General features: G+C 73.0%; 21 protein-coding genes. 11 read left to right on the top strand and 10 right to left on the bottom strand.

From position 1 onward, the window contains the following. Nucleotides 1–37: 37 nt before the first annotated feature. Nucleotides 38–3,226 carry a sacsin N-terminal ATP-binding-like domain-containing protein gene (locus A949_RS38140; RefSeq protein WP_019357473.1) on the top strand — a complete coding sequence of 1,063 codons (3,189 nt, stop codon included), beginning with the start codon at nt 38–40 and terminating at the stop codon, nt 3,224–3,226. A 161-nt stretch (nt 3,227–3,387) separates the two neighbouring features. Further along, nucleotides 3,388–3,624 carry a hypothetical protein gene (locus A949_RS0118280; RefSeq protein ID WP_019357472.1) on the top strand — a complete coding sequence of 79 codons (237 nt, stop codon included), beginning with the start codon at nt 3,388–3,390 and terminating at the stop codon, nt 3,622–3,624. 282 nt (nt 3,625–3,906) lie between these two features. Here A949_RS0118280 and A949_RS0118275 read toward each other — a convergent pair whose 3' ends face one another. Then, nucleotides 3,907–4,875 (bottom strand): alpha/beta hydrolase, encoded by a 969-nt coding sequence (locus tag A949_RS0118275; protein ID WP_019357471.1) that lies wholly within the window; start codon nt 4,873–4,875, stop codon nt 3,907–3,909. A 315-nt stretch (nt 4,876–5,190) separates the two neighbouring features. Between A949_RS0118275 and A949_RS0118270 the strand changes: the two genes are divergently transcribed. Then, complete coding sequence (locus A949_RS0118270; RefSeq protein ID WP_019357470.1) at nt 5,191–6,096, top strand: AraC family transcriptional regulator; 906 nt, start codon at nt 5,191–5,193, stop codon at nt 6,094–6,096. Nucleotides 6,097–6,251: 155 nt separating this feature from the next. Continuing rightward, complete coding sequence (locus tag A949_RS0118265) at nt 6,252–7,001, top strand: SDR family oxidoreductase (RefSeq protein WP_019357469.1); 750 nt, start codon at nt 6,252–6,254, stop codon at nt 6,999–7,001. A gap of 130 nt (nt 7,002–7,131) precedes the next feature. Here A949_RS0118265 and A949_RS33805 read toward each other — a convergent pair whose 3' ends face one another. Together A949_RS33805 and A949_RS0118255 are read right to left on the bottom strand one after the other, a co-directional pair. Then, nucleotides 7,132–9,600 (bottom strand): cation-translocating P-type ATPase, encoded by a 2,469-nt coding sequence (locus tag A949_RS33805; protein WP_019357468.1) that lies wholly within the window; start codon nt 9,598–9,600, stop codon nt 7,132–7,134. A gap of 185 nt (nt 9,601–9,785) precedes the next feature. After that, on the bottom strand, nt 9,786–10,061 hold the full coding sequence (locus A949_RS0118255; RefSeq protein WP_019357467.1) for a DUF2530 domain-containing protein: 276 nt from the start codon (nt 10,059–10,061) through the stop codon (nt 9,786–9,788). Between the two features lie 215 nt (nt 10,062–10,276). Here A949_RS0118255 and A949_RS0118250 point away from each other — a divergent pair, with 215 nt between their 5' ends. Next, nucleotides 10,277–11,755 (top strand): NCS2 family permease, encoded by a 1,479-nt coding sequence (locus A949_RS0118250; RefSeq protein WP_019357466.1) that lies wholly within the window; start codon nt 10,277–10,279, stop codon nt 11,753–11,755. Between the two features lie 91 nt (nt 11,756–11,846). Here A949_RS0118250 and A949_RS0118245 read toward each other — a convergent pair whose 3' ends face one another. Next, nucleotides 11,847–12,098: a hypothetical protein gene (locus A949_RS0118245; protein ID WP_019357465.1), complete on the bottom strand. Its 252-nt coding sequence runs from the start codon at nt 12,096–12,098 to the stop codon at nt 11,847–11,849. Between the two features lie 285 nt (nt 12,099–12,383). Between A949_RS0118245 and A949_RS0118240 the strand changes: the two genes are divergently transcribed. Genes A949_RS0118240 through thpR form a run of 3 tightly spaced genes read left to right on the top strand, consistent with a single transcriptional unit; the run spans nt 12,384 to nt 14,949 of the window. Further along, nucleotides 12,384–12,761 (top strand): MarR family winged helix-turn-helix transcriptional regulator, encoded by a 378-nt coding sequence (locus A949_RS0118240; RefSeq protein ID WP_051019546.1) that lies wholly within the window; start codon nt 12,384–12,386, stop codon nt 12,759–12,761. Nucleotides 12,762–12,794: 33 nt separating this feature from the next. Continuing rightward, nucleotides 12,795–14,318, top strand: coding sequence for an MFS transporter (locus A949_RS0118235; protein ID WP_019357463.1), 1,524 nt, complete (start codon nt 12,795–12,797; stop codon nt 14,316–14,318). Between the two features lie 31 nt (nt 14,319–14,349). After that, entirely contained in the window at nt 14,350–14,949 is a 600-nt protein-coding gene (gene thpR, locus A949_RS0118230; RefSeq protein ID WP_019357462.1) for an RNA 2',3'-cyclic phosphodiesterase, read from the top strand. 159 nt (nt 14,950–15,108) lie between these two features. Here thpR and A949_RS0118220 read toward each other — a convergent pair whose 3' ends face one another. The 3 genes from A949_RS0118220 to A949_RS0118210 all read right to left on the bottom strand — a co-directional run bounded on the left by A949_RS0118220 (nt 15,109) and on the right by A949_RS0118210 (nt 17,912). Next, complete coding sequence (locus A949_RS0118220; RefSeq protein ID WP_019357460.1) at nt 15,109–16,110, bottom strand: aldo/keto reductase; 1,002 nt, start codon at nt 16,108–16,110, stop codon at nt 15,109–15,111. A 52-nt stretch (nt 16,111–16,162) separates the two neighbouring features. Then, a complete protein-coding gene (locus A949_RS0118215) occupies nt 16,163–16,837 on the bottom strand; it encodes a TetR-like C-terminal domain-containing protein (RefSeq protein ID WP_019357459.1) in 675 nt (224 codons plus the stop codon). 400 nt (nt 16,838–17,237) lie between these two features. Further along, the gene (locus A949_RS0118210) at nt 17,238–17,912 is read right to left on the bottom strand and encodes a GDSL-type esterase/lipase family protein (RefSeq protein ID WP_026004786.1); all 675 of its coding nucleotides are present in this window, start codon (nt 17,910–17,912) and stop codon (nt 17,238–17,240) included. A gap of 118 nt (nt 17,913–18,030) precedes the next feature. On the opposite strand from A949_RS0118210, the gene A949_RS0118205 reads away from it, so the two are divergent. Beyond that, nucleotides 18,031–18,993 carry a hypothetical protein gene (locus A949_RS0118205; protein ID WP_019357457.1) on the top strand — a complete coding sequence of 321 codons (963 nt, stop codon included), beginning with the start codon at nt 18,031–18,033 and terminating at the stop codon, nt 18,991–18,993. 102 nt (nt 18,994–19,095) lie between these two features. Here A949_RS0118205 and A949_RS0118200 read toward each other — a convergent pair whose 3' ends face one another. Then, nucleotides 19,096–19,884: a TetR/AcrR family transcriptional regulator gene (locus A949_RS0118200; RefSeq protein ID WP_019357456.1), complete on the bottom strand. Its 789-nt coding sequence runs from the start codon at nt 19,882–19,884 to the stop codon at nt 19,096–19,098. Between the two features lie 97 nt (nt 19,885–19,981). Here A949_RS0118200 and A949_RS0118195 point away from each other — a divergent pair, with 97 nt between their 5' ends. Next, complete coding sequence (locus A949_RS0118195) at nt 19,982–20,995, top strand: daunorubicin resistance protein DrrA family ABC transporter ATP-binding protein (protein ID WP_019357455.1); 1,014 nt, start codon at nt 19,982–19,984, stop codon at nt 20,993–20,995. Next, nucleotides 20,992–21,822, top strand: coding sequence for an ABC transporter permease (locus A949_RS0118190; protein WP_019357454.1), 831 nt, complete (start codon nt 20,992–20,994; stop codon nt 21,820–21,822). The genes A949_RS0118195 and A949_RS0118190 overlap by 4 nt, the downstream gene beginning before the upstream one ends. Nucleotides 21,823–21,900: 78 nt before the next feature. On the opposite strand, the gene A949_RS0118185 is transcribed toward A949_RS0118190, so the two are convergent. Further along, complete coding sequence (locus tag A949_RS0118185; RefSeq protein ID WP_019357453.1) at nt 21,901–22,293, bottom strand: hypothetical protein; 393 nt, start codon at nt 22,291–22,293, stop codon at nt 21,901–21,903. A gap of 106 nt (nt 22,294–22,399) precedes the next feature. Beyond that, on the bottom strand, nt 22,400–23,518 hold the full coding sequence (gene serC, locus A949_RS0118180; protein WP_019357452.1) for a phosphoserine transaminase: 1,119 nt from the start codon (nt 23,516–23,518) through the stop codon (nt 22,400–22,402). Between the last annotated feature and the right edge of the window lie 110 nt (nt 23,519–23,628).

Raw genomic sequence — 23,628 nt, 5'->3', positions numbered from 1 at the left:
AAAGGGGCGGGATGCGAGTGCCGAGGAGGCCGGTGGCGTGAGGGACACGTTCGGAACCGAAGGGTTGCGCCGGAGCGTGCTGGACGCGTGGACGGCGTCCGCGGCCCGGTTCCGGGAGGACGCCAACGCCGAGCAGGACCTGGCGCTGGGCGGCTACCGGGACCGGCTGGTCGTGGAACTGGCGCAGAACGCCGCGGACGCCGCGGCCCGCGCCGGTGCGGACGGCCGGCTCCGGCTGGTCCTGGCGGACGGCACGCTGACCGCCGCCAACACCGGGCAGCCGCTGGACGCCGCGGGCGTCGAATCGCTCTCGACGCTGCGCGCCTCCGCCAAGCGGGACGGTGCCGACGAGGGCGCGGTGGGCCGCTTCGGCGTCGGTTTCTCCGCCGTACTCGCGGTCAGCGACGAACCCGCGGTGGTCACCCGCGCCGCAGCCGCGCCGGACGCCGCCGAAGGCGTGCGCTGGTCGCTGGCCGAGGCCCGCGAGCTGACCCGGCAGGCAGCCGCCGCCGAACCCGGGCTCGCGGCCGAACTCGACCGGCGCGAGGGACATGTACCACTGCTGCGGCTGCCGCTCCCCGCGCCGTACGACGCCTCCGTCGTCCCGGCGGGCTACGACACCGCCGTGCTGCTCCCGCTGCGGGACGAGGCGGCCGAGTCGCTGGCCCGGCGGCTGCTGGCCGCCGTGGACGACGCGCTGCTGCTGGCGCTGCCCGGGCTCGCCGAAGTCGTCATCGAGACCGGCGACGGCCCGGTCCGCACCCTGACCCGGCATCAGGAAGGTCCCTACGTCCGGATCGAGGACTCCGCCGCGGGCGCCACCCGGTGGCGGCTGGCGGGCGACAGCGGCCTGGCCGGGCCCGAGCTGCTGGCCGACCGGCCGGTGGAGGAGCGGGCCCGGCCCGGCTGGACGGTGACCTGGGCGGTGCCGGTGGACGCCGAGGGCGCGCCCCGCAAGCCGCGTACCGCCGCGTGCCTGCACGCGCCGACCCCCACCGACGAGCCGCTGGGCTTCCCGGCGCTGCTGCTGGCCTCCTTCCCGCTGGAGCCCACCCGGCGCCATGTGGCGCCCGGTCCGCTGACCCGCTTTCTGCTGGCCCGCGCCGCCGACGCCTACGCCGCGCTGCTGCGCGACTGGCGGCCGGTGGCCACCAGCACCGTGGACCTGGTGCCCGGGCCGCTGGGCGCGGGCGAGCTGGACGGTGAGCTGCGCGCGCTGGTGCTGGAGCGGCTGCCGGAGGTTTCGTTCCTGGCGAGCGCCGTCTCCCGCGGCGTCGGCGAGGACTCCGGGGAGGGGCTGGAGGAGGCTCCCGGCCCGGACGAGCCGTATGCGCTGCGTCCCCGCGACGCCGAGATCGTCGAGGGCGCGGGCGCGGCGACGGTCGAGGTGCTGGCCGAACTGTTCCCCGGACTGCTGCCCGCCGGGCTCGAACGCCGCACCGAGCTGCGGGTGCTGGAGGTCCCGCGCGTCCCGCTGGGCGAGGCCGTGGACCGGCTCACCGGTGTCGAGCGGGAGCCGGACTGGTGGTGGCGGCTCTACAGCTCGCTCGCGGGTGTCGACCCCGAGCGGCTGACGGGGCTGCCGGTGCCGCTGGCCGACGGCCGCACCGCGGTCGGGCCGCGGCATGTGCTGCTGCCGCAGCCGGACGGCGCCGTGCCCCCCGAGCGGCTGGCCCGGCTCGGGCTGAAGGCCGCGCACCCGGACGCCGTGCACCCGCTGCTGGAGAAGCTGGGCGCCACGCCCGCCACTCCGCGTGCCGTGCTGACGACCCCGCAGGTGCGGGCCGCCGTCGCCGGCTCGCTGGAGGCGGAGGAGGCGTGGGACGACGGAGTGGAAGCCGCCGGTCCCGACCCCGAGGAACTCGCCGAGACCGTCCTCGGCCTGGTCCGCGACGCACATCTCGCGCCCGGCGACGAGCCGTGGCTGGGCGCGCTCGCGCTGCCCGACGAGGACGGCGAGCCCGCGCCCGCCGCCGAGCTGGTCTACCCCGGCTCCGCTTTCGCGCGGGTGCTGCGCGCGGGCGAACTGGCCGGGTGCGACGCGCAGCTGGCCGAACGCTGGGGCGAGCAGCCGCTGACGGCGGTCGGGGTCCAGGCGGACTTCGCGCTGGTGCGGGCCGAGGACGTGGTGCTCGACCCGGACGGCTTCGAACCGCGTGAGGGCGACTACCCGGAGCCGGACGACCCCGGGCTGCTGGACGCCGTGGACGTGTGGTGCGAGGACGTACTGGACCAGGTGGCGGCGGACGGCGGGGACGCCGCGTCGGCGGTGCCGCCGGTCGCGGTCGAGTTCCTCGCGGTGCGCGACCTGGACCTGGTGGACGACGCGCACTGGCCCGAGGCCCTGGCGATGCTGGCCCGGCCGCCGCTGCGGGACGCGCTGACCGCCCCGGTGCGGGTGCGGCTGGGCGACGGCACGGTCACCGACGTCCGCCCGTACACCGCCTGGTGGCTGCGCGGCCACCCGGTCCTGGACGGCCGCCGACCGGCCGGGCTGCGCGCTGCCGGGGGCGATCCACTGCTGCGCGGCCTGTACGAGGAGGCCGACCCCGGGGAGGTCACCGACGAGCGGGTGCTGCGCGCGCTCGGCGTCCGTACGACGGCCGCCGCTCTGCTCGCGGAGCCGGGCGGCCCGGCGGAGCTGCTGCGCGGGCTGGCCGACCCGGACCGCCCCGTCGACCCGGCCCAACTCCACGGGCTGCACACTCTGCTGGCCGCCGCGGGCCTGGACCCCGCCGAGGTCACGCTGCCGGAGGAGCTGCGTGCGGTGCGCGCGGGCGGCACCGTCGTCGTGGACGCCGCCGAGGCGCTGGTCGCGGACGCGCCCGACGCCCTTCCCCTGGTGGGGGAGCGGCCGCTGCTGCCGGTGGCGCCGCGGTACGCCGCGGAGCTGGCCGCGCTGCTGGAGGTGCGCCCGGCGGGGGAGGCGGCCGCCGGGCTGGTGCCCGAGGAGGCGGGGACCGAGCGCGAGGTGCCCGCCGCCGTACGGGAGCTGCTGCCCGGCGTCCCGGCGTACTACCGGGAGCACGAGGAGCTGCGGATCGCGGGTGTCGAACTGGACTGGCGCCGCACCCCCGACGGCACCCTGCACGCCGCCACCCTGGAGGGGCTGGCCTCCGCGCTGGCCTGGGCGGCCGGGGCCTGGCCGCGCCGGTTCGAGGTCACCGCCCTGCTGGAGGACCCCGAGCGGGCGGCGGAACTGGCGGCGGCCCGCTGGTTCGACTGAGCACCGCGCCGGCTGCCGGACGGGCCGCGGGCCCCCGGCAGCCGCGGCCGTGGTGCGGTGCGCCCCTCCAACGGGTGCGCCCGGCCGACTGAGACGGGGTCCGGGGTGCGGTTCGCGGGGTAACGATGTGCTCGCTTCCGCACCCGATCCAAGGAGAGCCCATGCCCGTCTGCGAGGTCTGCGACAACGACTACCCGCACACGTTCGAAGTCCGTGCGGCGGGGCAGGTGCACGTCTTCGACTGCCTGGAGTGCGCGGCGCACAAGATGGCGCCCGTGTGCGAGAACTGCGGCTGCCGCATCCTGGGCCACGGCATGGAGTCGGAGGGGCACTACTACTGCTGTGCGCACTGCGCCCGTGCGCAGGGGCGCACCGAGCTGGCCGACAGCGCGCCGTGAGCCCGGTGGCGTGCCGCGCCCGCCCGGCCTGAACCCGCGGGCGCGGCGCGGGCGCCCGTCCCGAATCCGGGGCCGCGGCGTGGGACGGCCCGGGGCGTCCGCGCCGGGCCGGGGCGGGAGGGCCGCGGGGGCCGGGGGAGAGCTGCGGGAGAACCTACGGCCCTGCTTCCGCCCCTCGGCGGAGGCGAGGGCCGAGGTCGCGGTCCCGCTCGCGCCCGGGGACGACGGACGCCGAGGTCTTGGCCGCAGCTGAAGCGTACGACCGGAACGCGTCGACTTCGCCTATGCGGCGGGGTTCGTGGCCAGGAGTCGGGCGAGCCAGTCGGTGCGGGTCCGGCGGGCTGTGGCCGAGAGGTGTGCCTGCGGGTACAGGGCGTCGAATCCGTGGAAGCCGCCTGCCCAGACGTGGAGTTCGGCCTGGCCGCCCGCCGCCCAGATGCGGGTGGCGTAGTCGGCGTCCTCGTCCCGGAAGACTTCGGCGGAGCCGGTGTCGATGTAGGTGGTCGGCAGGCCCGCGAGGTCGTCGGCCACTGCTGGTGAGACGTGTGCGGGTACCTCGTCCCCGGTGCGGTCGCCGAGGAGGCAGCGCCATCCGAATCCGTTCATCTCGCGGGTCCAGACGCCGGGCCCGTTCGAGTACTGGAGACTGGAGGTGGTGGCGTTGCGGTGGTCGAGCATGGGGCCGATCAGGACTTGGGCGGCGATCGCCGGGGTGCCGAGGTCCCGGGCCAGCAGGGTGACGCCGGCGGCGAGTCCGCCGCCCGCGCTGGCGCCTGCGACGATGATCCGGGCGGGGTCGATGCCCAGTTCTTCGGAGTGTTCGGCGATCCAGAGCAGTCCCCGGTAGCAGTCGTCGACCGGGATGGTGCCGGTGGCCTCGGGCGCGAGCCGGTAGTCGACGGAGACCACGACGGCGCCGAACTCGTCGAGCCACTCCAGCGGGATGTCGAGCTGTGAGAAGCGGTCGCCCATGACCATCCCGCCGCCGTGCATCCAGTAGAAGCAGGGCGCGGCGGTGGTGCGAGCGGTGTTCGCGGGGCTGAAGACGGACATCGGGATCGGGGTGCCGTCCGGGCTCGCGGCGGTGACCTCGCGCCGGTCGATCGCGCGGCCTTCGAGCAGCGGCTCGACGGGCGCCGAGGAGCAGGGGCGTATCCGCGCCAGCAGTTCCGGGCCGAGCTGGGACATCAGCGGCGTGCCGGCCAGGAGTTCCCGCAGTTCGGGGTCGAGGGCGGGGCGCGTTGCGGTCATGGTCGTCGCCTTTCGTGGGTGGTGTGGCGGAGCGGTGGGCCCGGGGCCGCCTCGGCGGGCACCGGAGCGGCAGAGGCCGCGGTGCGGGGGCGGTCAGCAGGCGGCTTTGCCGCGGTCGGCCGTTCCGGGCCGGGCGGTCCGGGCGGCGGTGAAGCCGTATGTGGCAATCATGGCGTCTCTCGTCCGCGTCGATGGAGTGAACTGTTTCCATTCAAACGCTGTGACCTGCGAAAATGTTAGACCGATGCTCGCTGGTACTTGCACGATCCTCGTGAGGACGGGAGTCGCAGCCCAGGGCGGTGCTGCAATGGAGGCATGCACCTCGAAGAGCTCCGCACCTTGCTGGCCCGACATGTCCGGCCCGACTGGACCACCGCCATCGACGGCGTCCTCATCTCCAAGGTCGACCGGCCGGATCCGCCGGCGCCCTCGATGTCCGGCACGGTGCTCGCGGTCATCGCCCAGGGCGCCAAACGCCTCGCGCTGGGCGACCGGGTCTACACGTACGGCGCCGGGCAGTACCTGGTCGCATCGGTCGACCTGCCTGTCACGGGGCAGTTCCTCCAGGCCGACCCCGAGCGGCCGGCGCTGGGTTTCGGCCTCGTCCTGGAACCGTCCGCCATCGCCGAGCTGCTGCTGGAGGCCGGGCACGGGGACGCCCCCCGCCGCGGCGGGGGCGCGCCGTCGGGGATCGCCGTCAGCGACGCCCCGGCCGCACTGCTGGACGCGGTGGTCCGGTTGCTGCGTCTGCTCGACGAGCCCCGTGACCGGGCCGTGCTGGCCCCGCTGGTCAAGCGCGAGATCCTTTGGCGGCTGATCACCGGCGAGCAGGGGGCGACGGTGCGCCAGCTCGGCTTGGCCGACAGCAGCCTCAGCCACGTCTCGCGGGCCGTGCGCTGGATCCGTGAGCACTACGCGCAGCCCTTCCGCGTCGAGGACGTGGCGCGGCAGTCCGGCATGAGCGTCTCCGCCTTCTACCGCAACTTCCAAGCGGTGACCGCGATGAGTCCCATCCGGTTCCAGAAGCAGATCCGGCTCCAGGAGGCCCGGCTGCTGCTCGCCACCCGTCCCGGGGACGTCACCGGGGTCGGCCTCCGCGTCGGCTACGACAGCCTGTCCCAGTTCAGCCGGGAGTACCGCCGCCAGTTCGGCGCGCCCCCCAGTCAGGACGCCGTCCGCCTGCGTCAGGCCGGGCAGGTGCCGACCGGTGTCATGCCGTGAGCCGGACAGAGCGAATGGGAGGATCGTGCAAGAAGTGGCGAGGATAATTCTACTGTCTTCGCAGGTCAAAGCGGTTCAATGGAACTACTGGTTCTCCGGTGAGGCAGGAAAATGCCTGTCCGTCCGGGTGGATCCCATCGCAGAAGGGGCAGACCATGAAGACCGTTCTGATCACCGGTACCTCCTCCGGCTACGGCCGGGAGACCGCCCGCCACTTCCACGCGCAGGGATGGAACGTCATCGCCACGATGCGGACACCGCGTCCGGAAGTCCTCCCCGAGTCGGACCGGCTCCGCGTCGTCGGGCTCGACGTCACCGAGCCCGAAAGCATCACCGCCGCGTTCGAGGCGGCGGGCCCCGTCGATGTCCTGGTCAACAACGCGGGGGTGCCGTCGATCGGCGTGTTCGAAGGCACCCCCATGGCCCGAGTGCGGGAAGTCCTCGAAACCAACACATTCGGCGTGCTGGCGACGACGCAGGCGGTGCTGCCCCAGTTCCGCGAGCGGGGCTCCGGCGTGGTGGTCAACGTGACCTCCAGCGTGGTGCTGGGCCACATGCCGCTCTCGGCCGTCTACAAGGCCAGCAAAATGGCCATCGAGGGGTTCACCGCCTCCCTCGCGCTCGAACTCGCGCCCTTCGGCGTGCAGGCCAAGACGGTCCAGCCGGGTGCCTGCCTGACGACGAACTTCGCGGCCAACGCGACGAAGGGCGCCTCGCTGGACGAGTTGGTCCCGGCGCCCTACGTACCATGGGCGGAGAAGGCCATGGGCGACTTCACGGGCCAGGATCTCTTCACCAAGGAGAGCGACGTCGCCGAGACGGTGTGGCGAGCCGTGCACGACACGACCGGCCAGCTGCGATTCCCCGCCGGCCCCGACGCGGTTTCGCTCTCCCAGGCGAAGTGACCGGCCGACGGGCAAGGCCACGCCGCACTGAGATCAGGAGCCGGCCCCGAATCGACACGGGCATGCCACTGGTATCCGTCTGAACACTGGTCAGACGCTCTCCCGGCACCGGATTTCGTCCCGATGCTCCTCAGCCGGGGAGCGCCGCGGCCACCCGGCGCCACGCCACCTCCAGGAGGAGGCCCGCCACCCCGGCCACCGCCACCGCCGTCCAGGGCACCGCCGCGCCGACCAGGTTCAGTGCGAAGAAGTGCTGGAGGGGTGGTGCGGCCAGGACGGTCAGGAAGGCCGCCCCCATCGTCAGCACGAGCGCCACCCGCCACCAGGTCCAGGGCCGCGCCACGATGGCCAGCACCCACATGGCGACCAGGAACAGCGTCAGGGTCGCCGCGCTGGTCTCGGCGGTGAGCGAGCCGGGCCCGCTGTAGTGGTGCCGTGCCAGCAGATAGGTGCCGAAGGTGGCCGCGCTCGCGATGAGTCCGGACGGCAGCGCGTAGTGCAGCACGCGCCGCACGAAGTGCGGTCTGGCCCGCTCCCGGTTGGGCGCCAGCGCCAGGAAGAAGGCGGGGATGCCGATGGTGAGCGAGGACAGCAGGGTCAGATGGCGGGGCAGGAACGGGTAGGGGACCTGCCAGCTGACGACCAGCAGCGCCAGCAGGACCGAGTAGACGGTCTTGGTGAGGAACAGGGTGGCGACCCGCTCGATGTTGCCGATGACCCGGCGGCCCTCGGCGACCACCGACGGCAGGGTGGCGAAGCTGTCGTCCAGCAGCACGATCTGGGCGACGGCCTTGGTCGCCTCCGAGCCCGAGCCCATGCACACGCCGATGTCGGCGTCCTTGAGCGCGAGTACGTCGTTGACGCCGTCCCCGGTCATCGCCACGGTGTGCCCGGCCGCCTGGAGGTCGCCGACCATCTCCTGCTTCTGCTGCGGGCTGACGCGGCCGAAGACGGTGCCGTCGGCCACCTGCCGGGCCCGCTCGGGCCGGTCCGCGGGCAGCGCGCGGGCGTCGAGGGGGAGTTCGGCTCCGGGCAGGCCCAGCTTCGCGGCGACGGCGCCCACCGAGACCGCGTTGTCGCCGGAGATCACCTTGGTGGCCACGTGCTGCTGGGCGAAGTAGCCGAGGGTCTCGGTGGCGTCCGGGCGCAGCCGCTGTTCGAGGACGACGAGCGCGGCGGGCCGGGCTTCGGGCGGCCCCCCGTCCGCCGCCTCCAGCCCGCCGGGCGCCCTCGGGCCGTTCCGGCGCTCCGCGCCTTCCGGGCCTTCTGAGCCGTTCGGTGGTGCGGGCCCGTCCGGCCCGTACAGCCCGTCCGGTTGGTCGGCTGCCCGGGCCAGCAGCAGCACCCGCAGGCCCTCGCGGTCCAGCCGGGCCGCCTCGGCGAGTGCCCCGTCGCCGTCCGCGAGCAGTACGTCGGGTGCCCCCAGCAGCCAGGTGCTGTGCTCCCCGCCGGGCTCGGCGAAGGCGGCGCCGCTGTACTTGCGTGCCGAGGAGAAGGGCAGGGTGGCGGTGGTCCGCCAGCTTCCGGCGCCCTCCGGCGGCGGCGGATACGCCTCGACGATCGCCCGGAGGCTGGCGTTCGGATGCGGTTCGGCGCCGCCGAGGGCCCGCAGCACCTGGGCGATCCGTGCCGGGTCGGTCCCGTCCAGCGGCCGCACGTCCGCGACGTCCATGCCGCCCTCGGTGAGGGTGCCGGTCTTGTCCAGGCAGACGACGCTCACCCGCGCCAGGCCCTCGATGGCGGGCAGCTCCTGGACCAGGCAGTGCTTGCGGCCCAGCCGGACGACGCCGATGGCGAAGGCCACGGAGGTCAGCAGCACCAGCCCCTCGGGGACCATCGGCACGATGCCGGCCACCATGCGGCGGACGGCTTCCGCGGGGTCGCTGTGCTCGACCACGAGCTGACTGAGGATCAGTCCGATGGCGGCCGGGACCATCATCCAGGTGATGTACTTCAGCAGGGTGCTGATGCCGCCGCGCAGTTCGGAGCGGACGAGGGTGAAGCGGCTGGCCTCCTCGGCGAGCCGGGCCGCGTACGCCGCGCCTCCCACCCGGGTCGCGGTGAAGGCGCCGCTGCCCGCCACCACGAAACTGCCGGACATCACCGGGTCGCCGGGGTGTTTGAGCACCGGGTCGGCCTCCCCGGTGAGCAGCGACTCGTCCACCTCCAGGCCGTCCGCCTCCGCGAGCTCGCCGTCGACCACGCACTTGTCGCCGGTCCGCAGCTCCACCAGGTCGCCGAGGACGATCCGCTCGGTGGGGACCTCGGTGCTGCGGCCGTCGCGCCGCACGCGGGGCCGGGTCTCACCGAGGACGGCCAGACTCTCCAGGGTCCGCTTGGCCCGCAGTTCCTGGACGATGCCGATGCCGGTGTTGGCGATGATCACGAAGCCGAAGAGGCTGTCCTGGATCGGCCCCACGGCCAGGATGATCAGGAAGAGCACGCCGATGATCGCGTTGAACCGGGTGAAGACGTTGGCGCGCACGATGTCGGCCGCCGACCTGCTGTTGCGCGGCGGGACGTCGTTGACCTCCCCGCGCGCGGTCCGTTCCGCCACCTCGGCGCCGGTGAGCCCCTGCGCACGGACCCGGGCGCTCACCCGGCGGCCGGCCCGGCGGGGCGCACCTCGACACCCGGATCACCCATCCCGCCTCCCTGTCCGTCGCGGTGGCACGTCTCGGCCCGCTGCCGGGGACCGGTCCACTCGCGGTGACCGGTCAGCGCACGGGCCCGTGGCCGAGGCTAGGCACCCGGCCCTGCCGAACGGGGGACGGACACAGCGGGTCAGCCGTCCTGGGTCTCCTGGGACGCTGCTTGGCGGATGGCCTTCTCGCGGGCCCGGACGTACCAGATCCCCACACAGCCCAGGGCGGCACCCGCGGCGCAGGTCCACAGCCACCAGGTGCGGTCGTGGTCGGCGAACCAGCCGTAGAAGGGGAGCTGCACCAGGAACAGGGCGAGCCACAGCAGCGTGCCGGTGACGACGGTGGCGGTGACGTTGCCCTCCAGCGGCTCGGGCGCCTCGCGCTCGCCGCTGGTCCACCTGTCCATGAGGCTCATCGCCCTGGCTCCCTCGTCTGTCGCCTGTTCCCCGGCTCCAGCCTAGCGAGGGGGTGCGGGGAGGCCGCAGCCGGAGTTGGCGATCAACCCGTTCGGTTGTTCATACTGAACCGGGCTGCTTGTGGCCGGATCTTTTCGTCGGATTGTCCAATCTGATTCCAAGGCCGCAGTCCGCCCGCCCGCCCGCACGCACCAGCACGTATCCGAGGTCACGCATGTCCGCTTCGGCCAGCCCGGTCGATTCCGGGGACTCCCCGCAGGGAACCCCGCCCGCCGCCCCGTCCGCACTGGACCGCTTCTTCCAGATCTCGCAGCGCGGCTCGACCGTCAGCCGTGAGCTCCGGGGCGGACTTGCCACCTTCTTCGCGATGGCCTACATCATCGTGCTGAACCCGATCATCCTCGGGGCCGGCGAGGACAAGTTCCACCAGCACCTCGACAACGGCCAGCTCGTGACGGCCACCGCGCTGATGGCCGGGCTCACCACTCTCCTCATGGGCGTCATCGGCAATGTGCCCATCGCGCTCGCCGCCGGCCTGGGCATCAACGCCGTCGTGGCGCTCCAGCTCGCCCCCAAGATGAGCTGGCCCGACGCCATGGGCATGGTGGTGCTCGCCGGGATCGTGCTGATGATCCTGGTGGCCTCCGGGCTCCGGCAGCGGGTGATGGACGCCATCCCGAACGGGCTGCGCCGCGCCATCGCCATCGGGATCGGCCTGTTCATCTCGCTGATCGGCCTGGTCGACTCCGGCTTCGTCTCGCGCAACCCGGACAAGGCCGACACCACCGTTCCGCTCGGTCTCGGGACGGGCGGCCAGCTCCAGGGCTGGCCCGTGCTGGTGTTCGTGCTGGGCCTGGTGCTGATGTACGTGCTGCTGGTGCGCAAGACGCGGGGCGCCATCCTCATCGGCATCGTGACCATGGCCGTCGTCGCCATCGTGATCAACGCCGTGGCCGACATCCCGGACGCCGCCTGGGGCCTGTCGGTGCCGAAGCTGCCGGACTCGGTGGTGGGCAGCCCGGACTTCGGGCTGATCGGCGAGATCAGCCTGTTCGGCGGCTTCCATGAGGTCGGGTGGCTGACCGGCTGCCTCTTCGTCTTCACGGTGCTGCTGTCGGGCTTCTTCGACGCGATGGGCACCATCATCGGCGTGGGCGAGGAGAGCGGACTGGCCGACGACCGCGCGCACGGACAGCTTCCGCGGATGGGACGCATCCTGTTCATGGACGGTGTCGGGGTGGCCGCCGGCGGAGTCGGCTCCTGCTCGGCCAACACCTGCTTCGTGGAGTCCACCGCCGGGGTCGGCGAGGGCGCGCGCACCGGCCTGGCCAACGTGCTGACGGGCGGGCTCTTCCTGCTGGCCCTGATCTTCACCCCGCTCGCGAAGGTGGTGCCCTCCCAGGCGGCGACCCCCGCGCTGCTGGTCGTGGGCTTTCTGATCATGGCGTCCAATGTGCGGGAGATCGAGTGGGCCGACTCCACCGTCGCCATCCCGGCCTTCCTCACCATCGTCTCGATGCCGTTCACCTACAGCATCACCAACGGCATCGGCATGGGCGTGATCGCCTTCATCGTGCTGCGGGCCGCCGCCGGGCGCGCGCGGGAGACGCCGTGGCTGCTGAACGTGGTGGGGCTGTGCTTCCTGGTCTACTTCCTGCTGAATCCGATCGAGCAGCTGCTCGGCGTCTCGTAGGGTCCGGCGCCCTTCCGGGGCGGCAGGTCCGCTGGTCGGAGGTCCGCGGGCGGGGTGTTCGCGGGCCGGGCGATCGGCGTGGGCGGAGGGCTCAGGCGAGGCCTCTGCTGCCCTGCGGCGAGGGGCCGTAGAACTGCTCGGTCCGTTCGACGGACGCCTTGAAGCGCTCGTCGAAGTCGTCGCGGACGAGCGTGCGGACCACATAGTCCTGGACGCTCATCCCGCGCTTCGCGGCATGATCGTTCAGCCGCTCGAAGAGGGCGGCCTCTATCCGCAGGCTGAGAACCTGGGAGTCGGACTGCTCGTGAGGGTCGCCGGCGCACGGCGAAGTCAGGCTGCTCATACGACAACGGTCGCGAACCGACCCGGCCCGCTGTCCGGCGAACGTGTGTGGACTCACTCGTACGTGTGAGCCACTGCGGGTAAACCCCTTGGTCTTTAGGGCGAGTAATGAGTTAAGCTAAGGACCATGTCGGAACAGCTCCCCGCGCCGCGCTACGCGGACGGGCCCGCACCGGGCGCGGTCGATCAGCTCGCCGGGCCGGACCGGCCCGTGCCGCCCGACGAGGGCGACCAGGACCTCGCCGAGCTCGACAAGGAAGCCGTCAACGCCCTCCGCGCCGCGGTGATGCGGCTCTCCAGGCGGCTCAAGCACCAGCGCGTGGACGAGTCGCTGAGCCCCACGGAGATGTCCGTGCTCGGCACCCTCGCCCGCTGCGGCTCCGCCACCCCCAGCGAACTGGCCCGCAAGGAACATGTGCAGCCGCCGTCGATGACCCGCATCGTCGCGATGCTGGAGGCCAAGGGCCTGGTCCGGCTGGACGCGCACCCCGAGGACCGGCGGCAGAAGGTGGTCACCCAGACCGAGCAGGCCGAATCCATGCTCGCCGCCGCCCGCGCCAAACGGAACGCCTGGCTGACCGAGCTCGTCCAGGAACTGGACGAGGAGGACCGGGCGACGCTGCGCGCCGCCGCGCCGGTGCTGGAGAAGCTGGCACATCTGTAAGGAGCACGACCCAGAACAGGAGGCGACGCCGCTTTGAGTACGGGCCACGGAGCAGACTCCGCACCCGCACCATCCGCAGCCGACCACACCACCCCGCAGCAGCCCCGCCACGCCCGCGGCCCGGACCCCGCCCGCGGCCCGGACCCCGCGCCCGCCGCATCCGCGCCCTCGCCCGGCGTGCCGGCCTCCACCGCGGCGCCCGGCGTGCCCGCGCCCGGCGCCCCCGTGAAGCCCTCGATGTTCAGCTCGCTGCGGATCCGCAACTACCGCCTCTTCGCGATGGGCCAGGTCGTCTCCAACACCGGCACCTGGATGCAGCGCATCGCCCAGGACTGGCTGGTGCACAGCCTCACCGGCTCCTCCACCGCCGTCGGCATCACCACGGCCCTGCAGTTCCTGCCCATGCTGCTGTTCGGGCTGTACGGCGGCGTCATCGCCGACCGCTGCTCCAAGCGCCGGCTGCTGTTCGTCACCCAGGCCACGATGGGCGTCATCGGCCTGGTGCTGGCAGCGCTCACACTCAGCGGAAACGTGCAGGTCATGCACGTCTACGTGCTCGCCTTCGCGCTCGGTCTGGTCACCGTCGTGGACAACCCCACCCGGCAGACCTTCGTCTCGGAGATGGTCGGCCCCACCCAGATACGCAACGCCGTCTCGCTCAACTCCGCGAACTTCCAGAGCGCCCGGCTCGTCGGCCCGGCCGTCGCGGGAGTGCTGATCTCCGCGGTCGGCGGCGGCTGGGCGTTCCTGATCAACGGCCTGTCCTTCGGCGCCCCGCTGCTCGGGCTGCTGCTGATGCGCGGCGCCGAACTCCACACCGGCAAGCGGGTGCAGCGCGGCAAGGGCCAGTTGCGGGAGGGCCTGCGCTACGTGGGCGGCCACCCGGAACTGCTGTGGCCGATCGTGCTGGTCGGCTTCATCGGGACCTTCGGATTCAACTTCCCCATCTGGCTCACCGCCTTCACCAGCGATGTGTTCGACGCGGGGGCCGGCACCTACGGCATCCTCAACTTCCTGATGGCGGTCGGCTCGGTGGCCGGAGCACTGCTGGCCGCCCGGCGCGGGCAGTCGCGGATGCGGCTGATGGCCGGTGCCGCGCTGGCCTTCGGCGTACTGGAACTCGCCGCCGCGCTGTCACCCTCGTACTGGCTGTTCGCCGCACTCATGGCACCGATCGGGCTCGCCGGGCTGACCTTCAACGTCACCGCGAACTCCAGCGTCCAGCTCGCCTCCGACCCGGCGATGCGCGGCCGGGTGATGAGCCTGTTCATGATGGTGTTCGTGGGCGGCACCCCCATCGGCGGCCCGATCATGGGCTGGATCACCGACACCTGGGGCCCCCGCACCGGCTTCCTCGCGGGCGGCCTCATCTCGGCCGCGGCGGCGGTCGGGGTCGCCCTCGTCCTGGGCCGCCTCGCCGGGCTGCGCCCGGCGGTCAGCCTCCGCAAGGGCCGCCGCTACGTCCGCTTCGTCCCCCGCGAGAACCCCGGGACCCGCGAGCCCGACGACACCCCCGGGACCCGCGAGACCCGCGAAGCGGTCACCGAGCCGGCGTGACCGGGGCGCGGCCGTGGCAGGCTGCTCGCCCATGAGACTGTTCGCCGCACTGTGGCCCCCGCCGGCCGCGGTGGAAGAGCTGGACCGGGAGGTGGCCGCCCTCCGGGAGCTCCCCGACGCGGTCGCGCTGCGCTGGACGCGGCCCGCGAACCGGCACATCACGCTGAGCTTCTACGGGGAGGCGGACGAGCGGGCACGAGCCGACCTCGCCGCCCGGCTGGGCCGGGCGGCGCACCGGGCGGGCGGACCCGTCCCGATGCGGCTGGCCGGCGGCGGCCGCTTCGGCGGCCACACCCTGTGGACCGGGATCCGGCAGGAGTCACCGGAGCGCGACGCGCTCCGGAGGCTGGCCGCGGCCACCACCGCAGCGGGCCGCCGCGCGGGCCTGCTGCCCGCCGACGCGCCGCCCTCCTTCCGCCCGCACCTCACCCTGGCCCGCGCCAGGGGCCGCGGGCCGGGCGTCGACCTGCGCCCCTTCGTGGCCGGGCTGGAGCCGTTCCGCGGCTCCGGCTGGTGGGCCGGGGAGCTGCTGCTGATCCGCAGCGTGCCCCCGACCGGCGGAGTCCCGGGTGAGCAGCCGTACTACGAGCCGCTGGCCCGGTGGCCGCTGGGCGGCGGCCCGGGGCGGTGACGGAGCCGCTTCCCGCAGCGCCGCCGGCCCCGGTTACCGTTGTCGCCGTGAACGCTAAGACCAGAATGCGCATCGTGACGGGTGTGCTGGTGGTGCTCTTCCTCGTCGTCGTCCTGGCCTCGGCCCTGGGCGGTCGCTGATCCCCGGCCGCGGGCAGGGCTACCAGGCGAAGGCCTCCGGGGAGGGGCCCGGCCCGGGGAAGATCTCGTCCAGCGCCCCGAGCAGCTCGTCGCCCAGCCGCAGCTCGACGGCGCGGAGTGCGGAGTCGAGCTGCCCGGCCGTGCGGGGCCCGACGATGGGTCCGGTGACGCCCGGCCGGGACAGCAGCCAGGCGAGCGCGACCTCGCCGGGTTCCAGCCCGTGCTCGGCGACGAGGTTCTCGTACGCCTCCAGCTGTGCCCGGACCGCCGGGTCGGCGAGCGTGCTGGCCGCGCGCCCGGAGGCGGTGCGGCCGCTGCCGCCGCCCTCCCGTTCCTTGCGCAGCGCGCCGCCCAGCAGCCCGCCGTGCAGCGGGGACCAGGGGATGACGCCGAGTCCGTAGTCCTGAGCGGCCGGGATGACCTCCATCTCGGCGCGCCGCTCGGCGAGGTTGTAGAGGCACTGCTCGCTGACCAGCCCGAGGGAGCCGCGCCGGGCCGCGGTCTCGTTGGCCTGGGCGAGGTGCCAGCCCGCGTGGTTGCTGGAGCCCACGTAGAGCACCTTGCCCTGCTGCACCAGGACGTCCATGGCCTGCCAGATCTCGTCCCACGGCGTCGCCCGGTCGACGTGGTGGAACTGGTACAGGTCGATGTGGTCGGTGCCCAGGCGGCGCAGGCTGGCCTCCACCGAGCGGCGGATGTTCAGTGCGGAGAGCTTGTCGTGGTTGGGCCAGGGCGCCTCGCCGTCGGGCGCCATGTTGGCGTAGCCCTTGGTGGCCAGCACGGTCTTGTCGCGGCGGCCGCCGCCCTTGGCGAACCAGCTCCCGACGATCTCCTCGGTGCGGCCCTTGTTCTCGCCCCAGCCGTAGACGTTCGCGGTGTCGAAAAGGTTGACGCCCGCCGCCAGGGCGGCGTCCATGATCGCGTGGCTGTCGGGCTCGTTCGTCTGCGGTCCGAAGTTCATGGTGCCGAGAACGAGCCTGCTGACCTTCAGGCCGGTGCGTCCGAGCTGCGTGTACTCCATGCCGACACGCTAGCCACCTGGAGCGCACTCGAAGCAAGGCGTACACGGCCGACTAGCCGCGTCCGGCCCCCTCTTCCGCCCCGTCGCCGGTACGGAAGACGCCCTCGACCGCCGCGAGGTAGGCGGTCTCGGCGCTGGTGCGGGCCAGGTTCGCGTCGACGGGGCGGCGGAGCATCAGCAGCCGGTAGTAGAACGGCCCGCCGAGCGCGGCGATCACCTCGAAGCCGTCCGTGTCGGGTGCGACCTCGCCGCGTTCCGCGGCCCGGTCCACCAGGGAGGCGACGTGCCGGACGCGGCCCCCGAAGACGGTCTTCAGCACCTCGGCGGCGCCGGGATCGCGGGTCGCGGCCGTCACGATGGCCTCGACCAGCCGCTGGTTGCGCGGGTCGGTGTAGAAGTCGGCGAGGGAGCGTGCCAGGGCGTGCAGGTCCTGGCGCAGGCTGCCGGTGTCGGGCACCGGGATCGTTCCGCCGCTGCGGCTCAGCAGGTCGCTGATGACGCCCTCGACCGTCCGCCAGCGCCGCCGGATCGTGGCGGCGTGCACTCCTGAGCGCTGGGCGATCCGCTCGACGGTGAGCGAGGCGAGGTCCTGGGTGCCCAGCTCGTCCCAGGCCGCGGCGAGTACCGCTGCCCGGGTGCGTGCTGTGCGCCCGCCGGGGCGGGTGGCACCGTGCGCCCTCGGCTGCTCCGGCGGCCGGCCGGATTCCTGCGGTTCTGGGGGAGTCATGGCTCCGCGTTGCGTCGAGGCTGGGATTCCGATTACTGTTCCGAACACTTAGTGCGCGCTCGCGTGCATTAGTCGGGGGATGCCGCGAGCGCCCCGTGTAATGGTCCAAACCATCGCACTCGGGGTGTTCGCGGCACACAAGGAGCCAGTCTGGCCCAGAGGCCCCCCTGATGGCGCACTGCGTGTCGGCCTGTGGCAGGTTCCGACGCGAAAGTTACGGCTCCTGGCTGGATATTGCCGCACTTGACCGTACTTGACGGATCTTGACGTATGTGTACGGGTGTCGCCGTACTCTCACGCGCGGTGCGCGCACCGCGCGGTTCGCGGTCGTGCGCTCCCTTCGCCCCCTGCCCCCCGGCCGCCCGGCCGCTCCGACTGCTCCGTCCGGCCCGGCCGTGCCTCATGCCGCTCCGGCGCGGTAGCGGCCTCCCACACCCCACGCCTGGTGCAGCGCCTCGGCGAAGGCGGCGGCCATCCGGTGCTCGCCCGCGGCCGAGGGGTGGGTGCCGTCGTAGGTGTCCCGCCGCGGGCACCAGTCCTGCGGTGCCGAGGCCAGCAGCAGCGGCGACCGCGGCTCCGACCGCTCCGCCACCGCCTTGGCCAGCAGCGTGTTGAAGTGCGCGCAGGCGGCGGCGAATCCGGCGTCGGTCACCGCACGGATGTTGGGCAGGACCGGCAGCAGCACCGCGCGGAGCGCGGGGTCGGCGGCCCGCGCCCGGGCCAGGAACAGTTCGACGTTCTCCAGCGTCTGCGCCGGATCCGTGTAGAACCCGAGGTCTATCAGCCCGAGCGAGACCAGCAGCGTGTCCGCGCCATGGGCCGCGACCGCCTCCTCCACGACCGGCGCCATGTGCACCCACCCCGCACCCCACTCCGCGAGATGGGCCCGCGCGTGCGGCGGGAACCGCGGATCGGCGTAGCCGTCGCCGCCGCCGTGCAGTGCCGTACGCGGGCCGACGATCGACCAGCCGCCGTCGGGCACGGTGCGGGTGAGGTGCTGCCACATCCGGTAGCGCCAGGTGTGGGCGCCGGGCGCGCCGATCGTCATGGAGTCGCCGACGAAGAGAACGCGCATCCGCATATCCTCCGGGATGCCGACTCGCCCCGCACCGTGATGCTGGACACTGGGTGCCATGTCTGTGCGTATGCGTGGGGTCGGGGTCGGGGCGGCGGTCGCCGTGGTGTTGGGCGCGATGACGGCGTCCCCGGGCGTCGCCGCCGCCGCGGACGGCCCGGAGGGTTTCACCATCCGCGACTCCCGCATCACCGAGTCCAGCGGCCTCGCGGCCAGCCGCGCCCACAAGGGCGTCTACTGGACGCACAACGACTCCGACGACGGCCCGTACGTGTACGCGGTCGACAGCTCCACCGGCAAGACCGTCTGCCGCGTGACGCTCAGCGGTATCGAGCCCCGCGACGTCGAGGCGATCTCCCTCGGCCCGGACGGCGACCTCTACGTCGGCGACATCGGCGACAACCTGGACGGCACCTGGCCCGAGGTGTGGATCTACCGCTTCCCCGAACCGAAGGAACTGCGCGGGGAGGTGACGGTGACCCCCACCCGCTACACCGTCCGCTACGACGGCGGCCCGCGGAACGCGGAGTCGCTGATGGTCCATCCCAAGACGGGGCGCGTCTACATCGCGAGCAAGAGCGCGAAGGGCAAGGGCGGCGTCTACGCCGGACCCGAGAAGCTCGACCCGAACGGCGTGAACACCTTCTCGCGGGTGGCGAAAATCGACTTCGAGGCGACGGACGGCGCCTTCTCCCCGGACGGCACCCGGCTGGTGCTGCGCGGCTACTTCAGCGCCTACGGCTACACCTGGCGGAACGGCAGGCCGGAGAAGATCGGTTCCGTTCCGGTGCCGTTGCAGCGCCAGGGCGAGTCGGTCACCTTCGCGAACGACGGACGGACGCTGATGTACGGCTCCGAGGGCACGAACAGCGGTGTCCAGCCCGCACGTCTGGAGGGCGAGGCGGTGCCGCCCGCCGCGCGCGAGGAGGACTCCGCGGACTCCGCGTCCGACGGGAAGGGCGGCGGCGAGGACTCCTCGGCGGACGACGACCGCAACCTGGCGCTGGGTGCCGGGACCTTCGTCGCGGCCCTGGTCGTCTGGTTCGGCCTGCGCCGCCTCTTCGGCCGCCGCCGCGACTGACCGCCTCCGGCGCCGTCGGCCGCGGTGCGGTGCGCGGTCGGCATCCTGTCCGTGTGCGCCAGGGTCCGGTTCTCGGTCCGGGGCCGGCGGCCAGGCCGGTGGTCAGGTGCCGCGCTGCTCCAGCAGGTGCTGGAGGCCGTCCAGGAGGGCGCGGACGGCGAAGCGGGTACTGTCGGCCGGGTCGGCGGAGAAGGCGTCGTCGGGGAGGGCGGCCATGTGGGAGAGGTCGCCCTCTTCCATGCCGCGCACGATGTAGGGCTCTTGGGTGCGCCAGAACTCCTCGTCGGTGACGCCCGATTGCTGGGCTGCCTGCTGGTACAGGACGAGGGAGCGGGCGGCGCCCATGACGAGATTGTCGAGGGCGATCAGGATGGTCATCTTCTCCTGGCCGGTGAAGGGGAGGTCCTCCAGCGCTCCCAGGGCGAAGTCGAGGTTGGCCATGGAGTGCGGGCCCAGGACCGGGCGGGCCTGGTTGACCTGGAGCAGCCAGGTGTGGGTGGTGTAGAGCTCCCACGATGCCTCGGTGATCAGTTCCAGCGTCTCGCGCCAGTTCTTGCCGCGCCACTGCTCGAGGTCGCCCGGCGGTAGGGCGACCTGGTCGCACATCAGGGCGATGAGTTCGTCCTTGCCCGGCACGTAGCGGTACAGGGACATGGTGCCGACGCCCAGTTCGGTGGCGACGCGACGCATGGAGAGGGCGGTCAGGCCCTCGCGGTCGGCGAGGCCGACGGCGGCGGTCACGATCTGCGCGAGGGTCAGCCCGGGCTTGGGGCCGCGCGCGGGGCGGTGCCGTCCCGTCCGCCCCCACAGCAGGTCGAGGCTGCGGACGAGCCGGGTGAGTCCGTCGGGGCCGGGGTCCGCGGAGTCCGTGCGCGGGTGGTTGCTCGTCATGGTCGGGCCATCGTAGGAAATCCCCTTGCCGACATCTGCGTAGGTTGTACGCTGTTTTATCTGAGTACGGCGTACCCAGATCCAAAGGAGGGGATGTATGTCCGCACCACCACCGGACCAGTACTCCGTCGTGGCCGAGGGACTCCGCAAGACGTACGGCGGCAAAGCCGACGGACACGCGCTCGACGGCCTCGATCTGGCCGTGCCGCGCGGCACCGTCTTCGGACTGCTGGGACCCAACGGGGCCGGCAAGACCACCGCCGTACGCGCCCTGTCCACCCTCGTCCGGCTCGACGGCGGCCGCGCCACCGTCGGCGGGTACGACGTGCGCCGCGACCCCCGTGCCGTGCGCCGCAGGATCGGTCTCACCGGGCAGCACGCCGCCGTCGACCAGATCATCACCGCGCGGCAGAACCTGGAGATGTTCGGCCGCCTCTTCCACCTCGGTGCGGCACACGCCCGGCGCCGGGCAGCCGAACTGCTCGACCGGTTCGGGCTCACCGAGGCGGCGGACAAGCAGCCGCAGGGCTTCAGCGGCGGTATGCGCCGCCGCCTCGACCTGGCCTCCAGCATGATCCTGGCCCCGGAGGTGCTCTTCCTGGACGAGCCGACCACCGGGCTCGACCCGCGCGGGCGCAGCGAGGTGTGGGAGGCGGTGCGCGGCCTGACCCAGCAGGGCACCACCGTCGTCCTGACGACCCACTACCTGGACGAGGCCGACAAGCTCTCCGACCGGATCGCCGTCATCGACCGCGGCCGCAACGTCACCGAGGACACCCCGGCCGGACTCAAGCGGGCCATCGGTGGCGACCGCATCGAGGTCGTCGCCGCCGAGGCCCGGGATCTGCCCGTCGTGACCGCCGCCGTCGCCCGCGTCGCGCTGCGAGGTGCCGAGCCGGAGAGCGACACCGCCGAACTACGCGTCCACGCGCCCGTCTCGGCGGGGGTCCCCGCGCTCACCGAGGTGGTGCGTGGCCTTCAGGACGAGGGCGTGGTGGTGGCCGACATCGGCCTGCGCCGGCCCACGCTGGACGAGGTCTTCCTCGCCCTGACCGGCAGATCCGGCGGCGAGCAGCGGGAGAGCGCGGAACACCTGGAGGCCGCCGTATGAGTGTCGTCGCGCCGCCCGCGGAGCGGCAGAACGCCGGGCAGCGGCTGTACTGGGCGGTGGCCGACTGCTGGACGATCGTCCGCCGCGACCTGACCCACCTGGCGAAGCAGCCGTCCATCATCGCCTGGCAGCTCGGCTTCCCCCTCGTCTCCGTGCTGCTGTTCGTCTATGTCTTCGGCAGTGCGATGGATGTCGGCGAGGGAGTGGACTACAAGGACTACGCCATGCCGGGGATGTTCGCCATGACCATGGCGTTCGGCTTCATGAACACGGCGATGACCGTCGTCGTGGACAAGGAGCGCGGTGTCACCGACCGCTTCCGCTCCATGCCGATGGCGCCCTCCGCCGTGGTGACCGGGCGCGGGGCCTCCGATGTCCTGCACGCGGCGCTCGACCTGGCCGTGATGGCGGCGATCGCGCTGGTCATCGGCTGGCGTTCGGACGGCGGGCTGCTCAGTACGCTCTGGGCGTTCGCGCTGCTGCTCCTGCTGCGCTTCTCCCTGATCTGGATCGGTGTGCTGCTCGGCCTGCTCGCCAGGAACCAGGAGTCGGCGGGCAACCTGTTCGCCGTCGCCTTCCCCTTCGGCATGGTCTCCAGCGTCTTCACCCCGCCCTCCGCCATGCCGGACTGGCTGGGCACGGTCGCCATGTGGAACCCCGTCTCGGCCACCGCGAACGCCGTCCGCGAGCTGTACGGCAACCCGCTGCCCAGCGGAGGAAGCTGGATCGAGGAGCACGCGGAGCTGATGGCGGTGGTGTGGCCGCTGGCGCTGACGGCCGTCTTCCTGCCACTGGCCGTCTGCAGGTTCCAGCGCCTCGGCAGCTGACGGGCAGCACCCGGCGGACGGAACCTGGCAGGTGAACGGCCCACCCCGGCGGGTGGCCGACGCCCGGCAGCCGCGCGGCTACTCGCCGACCAGCCGCAGCTCGTAGTGGACCGGCCGGTCGAACATCAGCCGGTAGCCGAGCGGCACCAGGAAGCCCTGGGTGAGCGGGTGTCTGCGGGCGAGCTGGGCCGCGGCGTGCCGCGCCTCGCTGTCCCGCAGCTCCCGCACCCGGGCCTTCATCGGCGCCCCGGCGGGGGTGCCGGTCAGGGTGGCGGCGGCCAGCTCCACTTCCGGGTAGCGCTCGATGTGCTCCCGCTGCCGGGCCCTGGCGTGCGTGCGCACATACGCACGGTCCCCCTCGACGGCGATCTGCGCGCCGTGCCCGAAGGGCGTGCCTTCCCTCTCGTAGGTCGTCAGCCGTACCCGCCGTTCCCGGGCGAACAGCTGAAAACCGGTGCTGGGAGTGCTCATGCGGCATCCCGTACCCGATCGCGGGCGCGGGGATGCCCCGCGGCCGCATGCGAACGCCGGACGGGCTACCGCGTAGCCCGTCCGGCGCTCCGGAGCCCGGAGGTCGTCAGAGGCGCTCGATCACCCAGTCGACGCACGCGGTCAGCGCCTCCACGTCCGCCGGCTCCACCGCCGGGAACATGGCCACGCGCAGCTGGTTGCGCCCCAGCTTCCGGTAGGGCTCGGTGTCCACGATGCCGTTGGCCCGCAGCACCTTGGCCACCTCGGCGGCGTCCACGCCGTCCGCGAAGTCGATGGTGCCCACGACCTGGGAGCGCTGGTCCGGGTCGGTGACGAAGGGCGTCGCGTAGGACGCCTTCTCCGCCCAGTTGTAGAGCCGGGCCGAGGAGTCGGCGGTGCGGGAGACGGCCCACTCCAGGCCGCCCTGCCCGTTGAGCCAGTCCAACTGCTCACCGAGCAGGAAGAGCGTGGCCAGCGCCGGGGTGTTGTACGTCTGGTTCTTGCGCGAGTTGTCGATCGCCGTCTGCAGGTCGAAGAAGGCCGGGATGTGCCGGTCCGAGGCCGCGAGCCGCTCCGCGCGGGCGATCGCGGCGGGCGAGAAGACCGCGATCCACAGCCCGCCGTCGGCCGCGAAGGACTTCTGCGGCGCGAAGTAGTAGACGTCCGTCTCGGTGATGTCGACCGGCAGGCCCCCGGCGCCGGAGGTGGCGTCCACCAGCACCAGCGCGCCGTCGTCGGCGCCCGGCACCCGGCGCAGCGGCATCGCCACGCCCGTGGAGGTCTCGTTGTGGGTCAGCGCGTAGGAGTCCACGCCCTGCTCGCCGCGGGCCTCCGGGTGGGTGCCCGGGTCGCTCTGGATGACGCTGGGCTCGCCCAGCCAGGGCGCCTGCGCGGCGGCCTTCGCGAACTTGGAGGAGAACTCGCCGAACGACAGGTGCTGGGACCTGTTCTCGATCAGGCCGTGGGTCGCCACGTCCCAGAAGGCGGTGGAGCCGCCGTTGCCGAGTACGACCTCGTACCCGTCCGGCAGCGAGAAGAGGTTCCGTACGCCGTCACGTACCTGTCCGACCAGGTTTTTGACGGGTGCCTGCCGGTGTGAGGTGCCCATGAGCGAGGTACCGGTCGCAGCCAGGGCGCTGAGCGCCTCCGGACGCACCTTGCTGGGGCCCGAGCCGAAACGGCCGTCGGCGGGCTTGAGGTCAGCGGGAATCTGGAGATCAGCCACGAGGGTCAGCCTAGTGCCGCCGTCCAGACCGCCTCGGCAGCCGTCCAGCGCCTGAGACGGGCGGGGGATCCGCCCAGGGCCGGTACGGACCGGGCTCGGGCCCATAAGCT

It is taken from the genome of Streptomyces sp. AA1529 (genome assembly GCF_000280905.1).
In the GTDB taxonomy this organism is placed as follows: Bacteria; Actinomycetota; Actinomycetes; order Streptomycetales; family Streptomycetaceae; genus Streptomyces.
This window is presented reverse-complemented; position numbering and strand designations above follow the sequence as displayed.

Excerpts from the sequence above, each read along its gene's own strand:
- A949_RS0118280 (WP_019357472.1), top strand. The coding sequence starts at position 3,388 with ATGCCCGTCTGCGAGGTCTGCGACAACGACTACCCGCACACGTTCGAA.
- A949_RS0118275 (WP_019357471.1), bottom strand. The coding sequence starts at position 4,875 with ATGACCGCAACGCGCCCCGCCCTCGACCCCGAACTGCGGGAACTCCTG.
- A949_RS0118270 (WP_019357470.1), top strand. The coding sequence starts at position 5,191 with ATGCACCTCGAAGAGCTCCGCACCTTGCTGGCCCGACATGTCCGGCCC.
- A949_RS0118265 (WP_019357469.1), top strand. The coding sequence starts at position 6,252 with ATGAAGACCGTTCTGATCACCGGTACCTCCTCCGGCTACGGCCGGGAG.
- A949_RS0118255 (WP_019357467.1), bottom strand. The coding sequence starts at position 10,061 with ATGAGCCTCATGGACAGGTGGACCAGCGGCGAGCGCGAGGCGCCCGAG.
- A949_RS0118250 (WP_019357466.1), top strand. The coding sequence starts at position 10,277 with ATGTCCGCTTCGGCCAGCCCGGTCGATTCCGGGGACTCCCCGCAGGGA.
- A949_RS0118245 (WP_019357465.1), bottom strand. The coding sequence starts at position 12,098 with ATGAGCAGCCTGACTTCGCCGTGCGCCGGCGACCCTCACGAGCAGTCC.
- A949_RS0118240 (WP_051019546.1), top strand. The coding sequence starts at position 12,384 with ATGCGGCTCTCCAGGCGGCTCAAGCACCAGCGCGTGGACGAGTCGCTG.
- thpR (WP_019357462.1), top strand. The coding sequence starts at position 14,350 with ATGAGACTGTTCGCCGCACTGTGGCCCCCGCCGGCCGCGGTGGAAGAG.
- A949_RS0118220 (WP_019357460.1), bottom strand. The coding sequence starts at position 16,110 with ATGGAGTACACGCAGCTCGGACGCACCGGCCTGAAGGTCAGCAGGCTC.
- A949_RS0118215 (WP_019357459.1), bottom strand. The coding sequence starts at position 16,837 with ATGACTCCCCCAGAACCGCAGGAATCCGGCCGGCCGCCGGAGCAGCCG.
- A949_RS0118210 (WP_026004786.1), bottom strand. The coding sequence starts at position 17,912 with ATGCGCGTTCTCTTCGTCGGCGACTCCATGACGATCGGCGCGCCCGGC.
- A949_RS0118205 (WP_019357457.1), top strand. The coding sequence starts at position 18,031 with ATGACGGCGTCCCCGGGCGTCGCCGCCGCCGCGGACGGCCCGGAGGGT.
- A949_RS0118200 (WP_019357456.1), bottom strand. The coding sequence starts at position 19,884 with ATGACGAGCAACCACCCGCGCACGGACTCCGCGGACCCCGGCCCCGAC.
- A949_RS0118195 (WP_019357455.1), top strand. The coding sequence starts at position 19,982 with ATGTCCGCACCACCACCGGACCAGTACTCCGTCGTGGCCGAGGGACTC.
- A949_RS0118190 (WP_019357454.1), top strand. The coding sequence starts at position 20,992 with ATGAGTGTCGTCGCGCCGCCCGCGGAGCGGCAGAACGCCGGGCAGCGG.
- A949_RS0118185 (WP_019357453.1), bottom strand. The coding sequence starts at position 22,293 with ATGAGCACTCCCAGCACCGGTTTTCAGCTGTTCGCCCGGGAACGGCGG.